This window comes from Pseudomonas sp. Pseusp3, from assembly GCF_047304225.1.
Lineage (GTDB): Bacteria > Pseudomonadota > Gammaproteobacteria > Pseudomonadales > Pseudomonadaceae > Aquipseudomonas > Aquipseudomonas fluorescens_CD.
In genome coordinates this window covers 1-10,977 of the sequence record NZ_JBGLYV010000150.1, presented here as the reverse complement: position 1 = coordinate 10,977, position 10,977 = coordinate 1, and the positions used below count along the sequence as shown (strand labels likewise).

The following is a 10,977-nucleotide window of genomic DNA, read 5'->3' as shown; positions in this document are numbered from 1 at the left end:
CAGGACCGGAGCGAGGGAATGCCGAGCCTTGGCGAGGCACCGAACGTCAGGGGCAAGAGCCCTTGGTTACTTGGGGCTTTTCCAAGTAACCCGCCGTAAAGGCGGAACCGTTAGTGGCCGTGACCGCGGAAACGGATATGTACACAAAAAACGTCGCCAGACACAAAGCCTTCGCGAGCAAGCTCGCTCCTACAGGGATCTTCAGTGTTTTGAGCGACTGCCGCGGGCAGACCCCAAACCAGCAGGGCGTAATCGCCTGCCCGGCGAGTCTGACAACCGTTCATCGGTGAACTACGCTGCGATACGTACCCTCGATTCGAACCTTGTGAAGTAAGGATCCGACACATGCGGAGCAGGCTGCTCGCTGTAATGTTTACTGTTTTCGGGATGTTTGGATCGGTGCAATTGTGGGCCGAAGACGCACCGAAAGTGGTTGATGCTCCCGTTGAATTAAAAGTGGCCAACCGCAGCATCATGGTGTTTCGCGCGAGCATCCTCGGCGAAGCACCGGCCAACCGGGTTAAACGGGCGAAAGCGGTCATCGGTGAGGCGCTGGATGAAGAGGACGACCTCAATGTCACCCTCGACCCGATCTCAAAAAGCTACATGGTGCTGCTGGGTAGCCGGCGTGCCTTTATCGTTTCGCCCAAGGACTTCGACGAGACCGAATACGACTCGGTCCAGCAGGCCGCCGAAGCCGCGGCTGGCAAGCTGCGCCAGGTCGTGGCCGAAACCCGGGAAGCCCGCAGCCTGCGATTGATTCTGCGTTCCACAGGCGCCGCGTTGCTGGCCACCGGTGTATACATCGGTCTGTTGTTCGGCATGTCGCTTGTGCGGCGTAGAGTGTTGAAGAAACTGCCCGAACTGATGCATCGGCACACCCAGGCCCTGAAAGTCGGAAGGGTTCCGCTGGTCGATGCCAATTATCTGTATCCGTTGGCCAGCCGCCTGCTGGAGCTGGTGCGCTGGGTCGTTGTGTTGCTGCTTACCTACGAATGGCTGGGCTTTGTCCTGTCACGTTTTCCCTATACCCGTCCCTGGGGCGAAAGCCTCAACAACTATCTGCTGGAGCTCGGTGGCTATCTGCTGCAAGGGATCGTCGGTGCCATTCCCGGCTTGGGCGTGGCGCTGGCGATCTTTTTTATCGCCCGCGGCGCAACCGCGTTCATGCGGCGGATACTGCGGCGCATGGCGGCACCGGGAACCCTCAGCTGGCTGAACCAAGAAACCCTGCAACCGACCCAACGCCTGACGTCGCTGGCGATCTGGCTGTTTGCCCTGGCCATGGCCTATCCGTACCTGCCGGGTGCCGGCACCGATGCTTTCAAAGGTTTGTCGGTGTTGATCGGCCTGATGATTTCCCTCGGCGCCACCAGCGTGGTGGGCCAGGCGGCAGCGGGGTTGATCCTGACCTACACCCGAACCCTGCGCCCCGGCGAGTTCGTGCGCATTGGCGAATACGAAGGCACGGTGACGGAACTTGGCATGTTTACCACCAGCATCCGCACCGGTCTGGGCGAGGTGCTGACCCTGCCCAACTCGATGATCACCGGCACCGTCACCAAGAACTACTCGCGGGTAGTGCAAGGCCCTGGTTACGTGGTCGACACTGTCGTGACCATCGGCTACGACACACCGTGGCGGCAGGTGGAGGCGATGTTGCTGGAGGCGGCAAAACGCACGCCGGGGATTCTCGAAGTGCCGCCGGCCCAGGTGTTTCAGACGGCGCTGTCGGACTTCTACCCGGAATACCGACTGGTGGCCCAGGCCATTCCCAGTCAGCCTCGGCCGCGAGCGGTGCTGTTGAGCATGCTGCACGCCAATATCCAGGATGTGTTCAACGAGTACGGCGTGCAGATCATGTCGCCGCACTACCTGGGCGACCCGCAACAAGAGAAGTGGGTGCCCAGGGACAAGTGGTACCCGGCGCCCGCACAAGAGCGCAAGGAATCCTGATTGCGCCTGGAAGGGAGGCGGGGAGGAGCGATGCGACGAGTGCGTTGAGCGACCGGCGCGGCCGCTCAGTTGCAGCGGTGTCAGAAAAGAATATAGGCGGATGCGGTGGTCTGGTTCAGGTCGATCTCTCCGACCTCCAGAACTTCGTATTCAGCGCGCAGGCCGATGTTGCGAAAGACATCGAATTCCAGGCCGACACCGTAGGTCAGATCAACCCCGGTATCGTCGTCGGTGGCATTGCCGTCGGCGTCCCAGGCGTGAGCACCGACACTGCCGAACACTCGCAACCGATCACCTATTGGAAAACCGACATGGGCGGCAGCCTGGGCCGACTTGCCTTCGAAATCGACATTCTTGTCCTTGAATTGACCGAGATCGACGTAGGCACCCTCGAAGGCCAGGTAGCTATTGACGCGATACCCTGCATAAACCTTGTAGCTGGTGTCGTCGTCGTCCAGTCTGGATTCGTCGCTCTGGATGCTGCTTACGCCAGCTCCAAGATATAAACCTTTGTCATCGGCGAGCGCCTGAAAAGACAGCAGCGAAAGCAGAGAAGCGAAGCCAAGGTTTCGAAGTAGCATCTGTAGTGGAGTCCTTGTACAGGTTTTGGTGTTAGGGTTCGGCGTGCATTTGAGGGGCCTCGAGGGGCTAATGAAAATCATTGATTGATATTTTCGAGTCGTAGGACGGGATGTTTGGCGGACATTGAAAGTAGCGTCTTGCCAACGCTTGAATAGGCAACGCTTCGGAGAACAACCAGCCCTGTGCCAATAGAACGCCCTCCGAAACCAGGTGCGGCAGTTGCTCCTGAGTCTCGACACCCTCTGCGACCACCTTCAGTCTTAGCGACCTGGCCAACTGGGCAATGTGTCGCCACATGGCATCCCTGGCCGCGATCTTGTCGTCGGCGATGAATGAGCGATCAATTTTCAGAATATCGAAAGGCACTGAATCCAGAAGCGACAGGTTGGAATAGCCGATGCCGAAGTCGTCCACGGCAATGCGATGGCCGCACGCACGAAGCTGTCGCAATTGCATCGCGGCAGGCTTCTGGTCGAGCAAGGTCCTTTCGGTGATTTCAAAAGTCATGGCGGACGCAGGCATGCCATAGGTTGCCAGCAGGCTGGCGACAAAGTCTGGAAAGGTCGGGTCCTGAATGTCCTGGGCGCAAAGATTGACCGTTATGTAGAAGTCCTTGCACGCCCAAAGGTAAGTGCTGTAGTCCTCCGCCACTTGCCGAATCACCGAACGCGTAAGTTGGCGGATCAAGCCGGATTTCTCAGCTACCGGAATAAAAACATCCGCAGGCACAGGGGTGCCGTTGACGTTCCAGCGTGAAAGCGATTCGGCGCCTACCAGATAGCCCGTGGTCAAATTGACGATAGGCTGATAGTGAACACCCAGCGTGTTGGCTTTTATGGCATTGCGAAGCTGTACGGCAGTGGAGGTGTAATGCCGTTGGGCACACCTTGCGAGCAGGAGCAGCGCTGCGAACAGGCACACAAGGCCAATGAATAATTTGAATTTGAGACCTGACAGGTAGCTCAGCGGAAGCGAAATGACGGCGATCAGTTCATTTCGGTTGCCCGCAAAGGCGATGAAGACCTTGTCTGCCGAGGTCACGAGTTCTTCAAGGTGGAGCGGCTTCTGCGTCATCAGGGCGTGGGGGGCCGTAGAGGCAATGGGCACTGCGCCGCCGGGGCCGATGAGGTCCAGTTGCAGGTCCTCGGGAAGCTTCAGATTGTCGAGCAGGATCTTCTTGTTTGCCCAGACGTAGGTTGACTGTTCCGACACAATGATAAAGTCGGTGTCCGCAGAAACGGCGTGGCCGGTATCGACCCAATAGGTTCGCTTTCCAACGGAGAACTTGCGCTTCGCGTTATCGGTCAGTATCGACGGCAGTTCCTGTCCGTAGGAGGAACAGATCTTGCCATTCGATAACTGGATGGCCGCCTGATCAACAAAACGCAGGTTCTTGACCAGGTCGGCCAGTTGTGAATATTGCTCGACGGAGCATTCCCGGCCCGAACGATCAAGACCACCGAGGGTTCCCAATACCTTGTCGATCTGTGCATTAGGTTCGACTTGAGCGGCACGCAAATCGGCATAAACGTTATTCAACTTCCGTGCAATGAATGGCTCGGCCAGTAATCCGGCACAGAACCATGCGGCCCAGCCCGCTGCAGCAATCAGACATACAGTGACTGCGTGCCTTCCAGGTAACGCTTTATATATGGCAACCATCGAAAACCCCGAGGTATCATTATTTCACTGTGCACTTTGTAGCCACGTATTAAACGTCTTCAGTACCAGTCAATTACCCAGGCCAACAAGATGCCGCTGGCGTAGGCGGTAATGCACAGGATGATCTTCTGCTTGAGCGGCAGTGTGTTTATTCGATGATGCATGCTTATCTCCTTGAGTGGAAAAATAAGCAATTGTGGGTACCTGTGCCTGGTGAAACGTAATTATTAATCGTTATTTTCAGGGGTTTGATAAAAGCCCGCCAACGATCTGCTTATACGCGGATGAGGTCGTGTTTCTGGGCTTGGCGGAACTGCGCCTGGCCGTTTCCGACGGTGTCTCTCCGTAAGCAAGCTGATACGCCATGGAAAACCGGCCCAGATGATGAAAGTTCCAGAACATCGCGGTTTCAGTCACAGTGGGCCAGGTTTTATTAATCAGATCGCGACGGGCACTGGCGAGTCTCAAGTTCCTGATATACGCGATTGGCGACATCCCGAACGTTTCAATGAAGCCAAAGTGCAAGGTGCGGGTTGTGGTTTCAAGTTGCCTTACGAGTGACTTGATAGTCAGCGTCTTTTTTGTATTTTCATGAATGTACTCTATGGCTTGTATCGCCACTTTTCTTCTTGTCGGGACTTTACGGCTGAAGCCGCCAGCGGGCGTCAATGCCTGCAATAGAGAGGCAAGTACCGCATCAGCGTCGTTGGTGTCGACACAGGAAACGCTGATGGCTTGAATGGCAGATCGTATGAATTTAAAGTTTTCAGCCTGGAAACTGTGTTCTGTTCTGTTTGCAAGTATATCGATGATCGAGTGACGTTGGCGGCACCGGTCATAATGCTCCAGAGTTGTGGTCAGGGTGAAAAGTGTTTCATTCGGTTCACAGGTATAATGCACCGGTTCATCGCTGTGCAGTACGATGATTTCGTTGGGCCGTAGTTTGTAATTGTTGACGACAGGGCGACCAATCGGGACCTGCGAGATGGCGAATGTTACGCATCCGGCAGGGACGGCGCTGACCAGAGTGACGGATGAATCGAACTCCAGACGACTGCACTGGAGTTCGGGGCTGTGAAAGAGCTTATGTTGACGAATGTGCGCCTCATGCTCAGTCGGGATAAGGCTCATTTCCCATTTTCCTATCGTCCTGTTCAGTTGGCTTGGCAAGGCAGAAGACAAATGAAAGATTTCATCGGGCGGTGCAATACTCATGAAGTTGAAAGCTCATCTGTTAATTGATTAGGGTCAGGCAATGACTGCCCGCGCAGCGATGTCAGAGCCCCCGGATCAGTTCCAGTTCCGCCGAAAATGCGTACTTGCTGTCCAATGGAGAGTCGTCCATGTGCTGGACGTTGCGCGGGTCAACCTTCGCACTGAAGATTTTCGATTGGGGTTTCATCGGGTCAATGGCTGCAGCCGAAAATGAATGAAAGTCGTCAATGCGATAACCCGTTTTTACCTGATAGCCAGTTTTCACAGCATTCAGGGCCTTCTTGTTGGTTTCGGTACAGGTCAATTTTTCACTGTAGACGCCCTTGTCGTCGGCCATGGCCTTGAGAGAAAGCAATAAACCAAACGACACGGTGACGAAGTTTTTCAGTAGCATCGAGGCGATTCCTTATTAGCAGTTTATTCAGGCAGAACGTAATTTCAGCTGCAGCTCTGCCACGGATCGGTCTGCAAATAATCTCACCCGGATTGCACCTGCAAAAATCAAAAACTCATATTTGTCAGGTTGTCAGAAGGGGCCAGTCAACGCCTGCATCGGCCTCATAGCACTATGCGCGAGTTGGCGTAACTCGAGCCGGTATCACCTTGTGGTGGGCCAGAGAGAGGGAAATCACTTTCTTGCTCGTCTGTGTGATACTCATTTTCGGTTTGAATTTTCAGATGCGACAGTTTCTGGCTGTCATCGGGGCTTGTTTCAATTTCAAAATATTCAATTGTCGTGCTTTCGACGGCTTGCTCGTCGTGCGCTAGCGAATAAAGTGGCATGGCAGACAAAAACAGAACCGCCAGGAGTCCGAAAGTCGGCGATTTGCTGGTTCGCAGGAAGTGCATTGCTTTCACTTGATTCCCCTGTATAGGGCATTGTCCCGGACGGGAATCAAGCAGGCTCGATTCCAGAGATTATCGGCGGGGGATTTTGTGCTGGTGCGCCATCTGATTCAAATCAATAACTGTTATTTTTGCCTGGAAGATTGTTTGACGTGAATCTGTGCCAAGTCGGTGCGGGAGGGCGACTAATGGTTCATGCAGCGCAAACGGCCAAGTTCATGCAGGTAAAAACACACGGCATTCTTGTTCTGCGTCGGTATCAATTCGTAGTTTAGTATGGCGCCTTCTTGCAAGACGTATTGGCGTCTGAAGAACAGGTCGGGGGTCTTTTCAATGGCAAAGAGTTCATTGTCCTGACTGAGTTTGACGTTCCTGACTTGAATCTGCACGTGTGTTTTGTTTTCTCCGATGATATTCGCCGAAATGGTCGCATTGCGGATTTGTCCATTCAGGCTTTCCAGCGTGGTTCCAGTCAGTCGACCATGACCGATGGTGAGGTACTCTTCGGTGTTGAGTTGATTGAGATCTTCCAGCCATTGCCGGGTTTTCGTTTGATAGCTAGTGTTTTCCATGTAGTGCGAAGGAGAATAAAAAAAGGAAAAAATGCACAGTGCATTGATCAGGGCAATAATCGGCCAGTGAATGACTTGCGGGATCTCAAACTTCATAAGGTGACTTCCAGGCATTGGCGAATCATCAAGGCGAGGTCTCTTTCACTGCTGTTCAATTGCAGGTTTGCGGTGCTTAGATCCGGGCGAATGCACGAAACGGAGTAGTTGGCTTTATACAGGTTGATCCAGACTTGACCTTTCAGGCTTGGTGGCAGCTGTTCAGATTGTTTGGCCGACAGTTCCATCAGCGCTTGTGCCTCGGCCAGATCATTGCCTACGGCGTGGATGACCAATCCATTCTTGTCGACGCTGGAAATTTCAATTTTTGGCGCGTCGAAATCGAATTGGAAAACAGTCAAGGCAACGACTGCCAGCGTAACGATGTAAGCGATCAGTTGTGGCTTTGTAATGCCGATGGATTTTCTGGTTTTACCTGAAGGTGTTGGCGCCCCTTCACTAACAGGTGGCGGCATTTGTCCAACGTCGGGAACAGGTGGCTGCGCAGTTTCCTCCGGGGGAGTTGGTACATCTGCTACTGCATCGACTATACAGTTGCGGTTGAAGCAATATCCTCGTCGAGGAACAGTCATCAAAATCTCGTGATCCCGACTGTCATTAAGAATATTGCGTAGTGAGAAAACGGTTTGATTCAAACTGCCGGAGGCAACCACGCGGTCATTCCAGGTGTAGTCGATGATTTCGTCGCGGCTTTTAGTGACACCTGGCTCCATGAGCAGCAGGTCCAACAGGCGTGACTCGGCTCTGCCTAGCGTGGAATTTTGTACATCTCCATGGGGTGTTGTAATGGAAAGCACGGCGCTGTCTGGGTCGAATACTGCCACAGCGCCATTTTTCAACTTGAAGGTGTGGCTCATAGAAAACTTCCGTTCAGGCGGTACTGGCCTGAGTATAGGGGCCGGATTAGGCGCGGTACATTCTGGTCTTGGAGGCGAACGAAGATGAGGGCCAGGCGGAAGGTGCACGGTGTGTCGCATTTACAATGCTGCAATGGCTCGTTTCAGCGGCATGCAGTGTGGCCAACAGCCCAGGCTGTCAGTGGAATCAGTTGACTCAAACGAAGGAAAAACATTGCTGGATGACCCATGGTTTTCGATTTGGACACCATGAATAATGCTTGGAATGGACTATCTGCGCTATCCGAAAACTGCAAGCTCGGGCAGGTGGATTTGCGCGCAGCAAGGTCTGAGTGGACTGTCGTTGTTGTCCGGACAAGGTATTAGTTGCTACTTGAACGGGTTGAGAGTTTTCACAATACAAGTCAATGATTGTTTTTTTTGCGCCTGGAAGATTGCAAAGCATTTTTGATTCCAATTAGCTTTGAACCAGGCTGATTACAGCTTTAAATGGATCTCGAGGAGCGTTGACACATATCGCGTTCAGGGTTTGCCTGTCGCGACGTAAACGATCCTCACCTCTCGTTCAACGGCCTTTGCCCCGCGTCCTTTTATCAAGGGCGCGGGGCTTTTTTTGGGCCGCTCAATCATGAACCGGCAAGTCGCTGGCTGGTGCTACAGGCATTCCTGTGCGGTGCGCTCGAAGCTCGATGGCTTGAAGGTCGAGGCCAGCAATTGGCGCTCGTATAGATACACCTTGCCGCCATCCTGTGCCCTATGGGTTTCCAGCACAGTGTCTACGGCAACTTTGCTTGAAACGACAACCCGGTAGCTGCGTTCGCTCCGTGACACCAAAGGACTCATCTCTTTGTCCTGTAACTTCGGTACGAGACAGTCAACATACTGCTCGGGAGATTTGTCCGTTTGCAACGTTGAAGTCGGATTGTTCGGGGAGGTGGCACAACCGGCAAGGAGCCAGGAAGCGAACACCACGACAGGAACACATACAAGGCGCATGGGTGGAGCCCTCAAGTTCAATTCGGTTGGGTTCGTTGAGTCATGGACAGGAAGGTCGGTAAACGTTCCGGGTCATCTTCGCCGCCGATCAGGGCAAAACATCGTAGCCACGTTGTTGCAGGCAGCTGCTGTAGACCGAGTTGTTGGCGGTGGTGCTTTGCTCGCTCGCATTCAGGTTCTGCCGGCGCTCCTGTCGCTGCCTGGAAGCCCCCACGACGGCTCCCGCAGCCGCGGCACTGCGTGCCCGGTTCTGGCGATAGTCTTGCTTGGTATCGTCGTCGATCTGGTCATAGACGTTTTCATGCTGGCGGCCCCGGACTTCTGCCGCGGTGGCCCCGGCTACCGCGGCGGTAGCGGCGCCCTTTACCCGGCCACCGGAAGGCACGGTGCTTTGTACCGGAAATTGCGCGTTGGCCTGGGATTGGCAGGCACTGGTGTCCTGCTGGATGGTCTGGGAAGTCTGACCTTTGAGGGGGACCACCGTCGCCGCCAGGGCGCTGGTGCTCAGTAACAGCATAAGGACCGCTAAGGTATGGGCCGGTATTTTCATCATTGGGCCTCACGTCAGGCGTCGGCACGGCTGACGGTTTGTCAGAGGGGAAAGCGACGTGGCGCCACTTTGAAACCCCATGCCGGTCTGTTTGCCATGCCTGCCAATGCCGGTGGACGGCAGGCACTGCGACGTTTGCGATGGGGTTTGCTTGAGCGTCAATGCTTGAGGAGGAGGGCCTGCATATCGTCTGTCATGCCTTTGAGTGCAACCTTGAAGTCATTGGCAACAATCGGCTGCTCGGCATTGTCGAGCGTCGCGCCGAATACCTTGCGAACGACCTTCGCCACCGGCAAACCGGTCTTGGAGTCGATCAGGTTGGCTTCGATGTACATCTCGGCAGTCTGGTCCCGATGTCCGGTGGCTGCTTGTGTTGCCCCGACAATCGCGCCGATTGGAACGGCCTCGTACCAGTGCATGCCTTCGTTGTTGGCGCTGACGTGAGTGATCGCCGCCTGCAGGATCAGCGAACGCGAATTGGTTGGCGCCAGTTGCGGGTAAGGGACGATTGTATAGCGGCGGGCAAAGGCGGTCTTGACGCTATTACTGGCCATCAATTGCAAGTCTTGCAGTGTCTTCAGGCTGACGCGCGCGGTCGGCTTCGGCGCTGGATACAGCTCCATCTGCCTGAACACGACTGTGGAGTACGCGCGAGGATCGAACCCCGGCGATACCCAGCGCAATACTTTCTGCTCACTCGGTGTAGTTTGCTCCTCCAGGCCCTGGTAGTTGCCCAGGAAGCCCGAGTATTGCTCTTGCTGCGCCACTTTCGAGACGCAGCCGACCTGAAATACACAGCTCAAAGCAATACCCGCAATCCATTTATTCGACATGCCCATGTGTTTGGTTCTCAAGTGATGAAAATTGTCATTCGGGTTCCGATCTGGCGCCAGGCATTGGTCTGGGTGCCTCGTATTTGGGCACGGTTACTCGCCAGTCGGTTACGCAAAGCAGGTGCTTGCACGCCGGTCAATGCGGGCCGGATGCTGCCTGCAGCAGCGGGATAATCCGAATCAATAACTCTCAAAAACTGTTAAACACACGGTCGGTGATTGGCTGTGCCGGCCTGGACACCACCCGCAGCCTGACGACCTTGGGGGTGTGCGCCGAATCGACCTACAATTGGCAATCGCGAGAATGGTCGGTACCGCTCAACCTGGCAGCGTGGCTTTAGAGGAGACACGGCATGGACCGATTCACCGGCGGTTGTTTGTGCGGCAAGGTGCGCCTGGTCGCGTCGGGGCGCCCGTTCCGGGTTGGTGTCTGTCACTGCCTGGATTGCCGCAAGCATCATGGAGCGCTGTTTCACGCGTCCGCGATATTTCATCAGGATGCCGTGACGATCGAAGGCGAAACACGTGACTACGCCGGGCGGCATTTCTGTCCGCACTGCGGTTCGTCCGTGTTCGCCCGCAGCGCAGACGAAATCGAAGTGAACCTCGGATCCCTGGATGCCCCTGACCAGCTGACGCCAACCTACGAGAGCTGGGTCGTGCGTCGCGAGGCCTGGTTGCCGCCGTTTCCGCTCACACGACACTACGAACGCGACCGGGATTCCACGGGACGTTTTGAGGGTTGAACCAGCGTGGGGGGGGGGGGGGGGGGGGGGGGGGGGGGCGGGGGGGGGGGGGGGGGTGTGGGGGGGGGGGGGGTGGGGGGGGGGGGGGGGGGGGGGTTTTTTTTT

The 10,977-nt window shown here is 55.2% G+C and carries 12 protein-coding genes; 2 read left to right on the top strand and 10 right to left on the bottom strand.

Annotation, left to right across the window (positions count from 1 at the left end; genetic code table 11):
- The first annotated feature begins 345 nt into the window (after positions 1-345).
- A complete protein-coding gene (locus tag ACCD00_RS28735) occupies positions 346-1,956 on the top strand; it encodes a mechanosensitive ion channel family protein (protein ID WP_413428613.1) in 1,611 nt (536 codons plus the stop codon).
- An 80-nt stretch (positions 1,957-2,036) separates the two neighbouring features.
- On the opposite strand, the gene ACCD00_RS28730 is transcribed toward ACCD00_RS28735, so the two are convergent.
- The 10 genes from ACCD00_RS28730 to ACCD00_RS28685 form a co-directional block, all read right to left on the bottom strand.
- The gene (locus ACCD00_RS28730) at positions 2,037-2,537 is read right to left on the bottom strand and encodes an outer membrane beta-barrel protein (protein ID WP_413428612.1); all 501 of its coding nucleotides are present in this window, start codon (positions 2,535-2,537) and stop codon (positions 2,037-2,039) included.
- 67 nt (positions 2,538-2,604) lie between these two features.
- Positions 2,605-4,200 carry an EAL domain-containing protein gene (locus ACCD00_RS28725; protein ID WP_413428611.1) on the bottom strand — a complete coding sequence of 532 codons (1,596 nt, stop codon included), beginning with the start codon at positions 4,198-4,200 and terminating at the stop codon, positions 2,605-2,607.
- A 240-nt stretch (positions 4,201-4,440) separates the two neighbouring features.
- On the bottom strand, positions 4,441-5,415 hold the full coding sequence (locus ACCD00_RS28720; RefSeq protein ID WP_413428610.1) for a helix-turn-helix domain-containing protein: 975 nt from the start codon (positions 5,413-5,415) through the stop codon (positions 4,441-4,443).
- A gap of 61 nt (positions 5,416-5,476) precedes the next feature.
- On the bottom strand, positions 5,477-5,809 hold the full coding sequence (locus ACCD00_RS28715; RefSeq protein WP_413428609.1) for a hypothetical protein: 333 nt from the start codon (positions 5,807-5,809) through the stop codon (positions 5,477-5,479).
- Between the two features lie 164 nt (positions 5,810-5,973).
- A complete protein-coding gene (locus tag ACCD00_RS28710; protein ID WP_413428615.1) occupies positions 5,974-6,264 on the bottom strand; it encodes a hypothetical protein in 291 nt (96 codons plus the stop codon).
- A gap of 182 nt (positions 6,265-6,446) precedes the next feature.
- Positions 6,447-6,929, bottom strand: a complete 483-nt coding sequence (locus tag ACCD00_RS28705) for a hypothetical protein (protein WP_008023577.1) — start codon at positions 6,927-6,929, stop codon at positions 6,447-6,449.
- Positions 6,926-7,747, bottom strand: a complete 822-nt coding sequence (locus ACCD00_RS28700) for a winged helix-turn-helix domain-containing protein (protein ID WP_413428608.1) — start codon at positions 7,745-7,747, stop codon at positions 6,926-6,928. The genes ACCD00_RS28705 and ACCD00_RS28700 overlap by 4 nt, the downstream gene beginning before the upstream one ends.
- Positions 7,748-8,401: 654 nt before the next feature.
- Positions 8,402-8,743 (bottom strand): hypothetical protein, encoded by a 342-nt coding sequence (locus ACCD00_RS28695; protein ID WP_413428607.1) that lies wholly within the window; start codon positions 8,741-8,743, stop codon positions 8,402-8,404.
- 88 nt (positions 8,744-8,831) lie between these two features.
- Positions 8,832-9,293, bottom strand: a complete 462-nt coding sequence (locus ACCD00_RS28690; RefSeq protein ID WP_413428614.1) for a hypothetical protein — start codon at positions 9,291-9,293, stop codon at positions 8,832-8,834.
- A gap of 158 nt (positions 9,294-9,451) precedes the next feature.
- Positions 9,452-10,132, bottom strand: a complete 681-nt coding sequence (locus tag ACCD00_RS28685; protein ID WP_413428606.1) for a DUF3313 domain-containing protein — start codon at positions 10,130-10,132, stop codon at positions 9,452-9,454.
- Between the two features lie 347 nt (positions 10,133-10,479).
- On the opposite strand from ACCD00_RS28685, the gene ACCD00_RS28680 reads away from it, so the two are divergent.
- The gene (locus ACCD00_RS28680; RefSeq protein ID WP_413428605.1) at positions 10,480-10,872 is read left to right on the top strand and encodes a GFA family protein; all 393 of its coding nucleotides are present in this window, start codon (positions 10,480-10,482) and stop codon (positions 10,870-10,872) included.
- Positions 10,873-10,977: the final 105 nt, after the last annotated feature.

What these genes read in the sequence shown, in the direction of transcription:
- ACCD00_RS28685 (WP_413428606.1), bottom strand. Translation starts at nt 10,132, where the DNA reads ATGGGCATGTCGAATAAATGGATTGCGGGTATTGCTTTGAGCTGTGTA.
- ACCD00_RS28705 (WP_008023577.1), bottom strand. Translation starts at nt 6,929, where the DNA reads ATGAAGTTTGAGATCCCGCAAGTCATTCACTGGCCGATTATTGCCCTG.
- ACCD00_RS28695 (WP_413428607.1), bottom strand. Translation starts at nt 8,743, where the DNA reads ATGCGCCTTGTATGTGTTCCTGTCGTGGTGTTCGCTTCCTGGCTCCTT.
- ACCD00_RS28690 (WP_413428614.1), bottom strand. Translation starts at nt 9,293, where the DNA reads ATGAAAATACCGGCCCATACCTTAGCGGTCCTTATGCTGTTACTGAGC.
- ACCD00_RS28735 (WP_413428613.1), top strand. Translation starts at nt 346, where the DNA reads ATGCGGAGCAGGCTGCTCGCTGTAATGTTTACTGTTTTCGGGATGTTT.
- ACCD00_RS28730 (WP_413428612.1), bottom strand. Translation starts at nt 2,537, where the DNA reads ATGCTACTTCGAAACCTTGGCTTCGCTTCTCTGCTTTCGCTGCTGTCT.
- ACCD00_RS28715 (WP_413428609.1), bottom strand. Translation starts at nt 5,809, where the DNA reads ATGCTACTGAAAAACTTCGTCACCGTGTCGTTTGGTTTATTGCTTTCT.
- ACCD00_RS28680 (WP_413428605.1), top strand. Translation starts at nt 10,480, where the DNA reads ATGGACCGATTCACCGGCGGTTGTTTGTGCGGCAAGGTGCGCCTGGTC.
- ACCD00_RS28725 (WP_413428611.1), bottom strand. Translation starts at nt 4,200, where the DNA reads ATGGTTGCCATATATAAAGCGTTACCTGGAAGGCACGCAGTCACTGTA.
- ACCD00_RS28720 (WP_413428610.1), bottom strand. Translation starts at nt 5,415, where the DNA reads ATGAGTATTGCACCGCCCGATGAAATCTTTCATTTGTCTTCTGCCTTG.
- ACCD00_RS28700 (WP_413428608.1), bottom strand. Translation starts at nt 7,747, where the DNA reads ATGAGCCACACCTTCAAGTTGAAAAATGGCGCTGTGGCAGTATTCGAC.
- ACCD00_RS28710 (WP_413428615.1), bottom strand. Translation starts at nt 6,264, where the DNA reads ATGCACTTCCTGCGAACCAGCAAATCGCCGACTTTCGGACTCCTGGCG.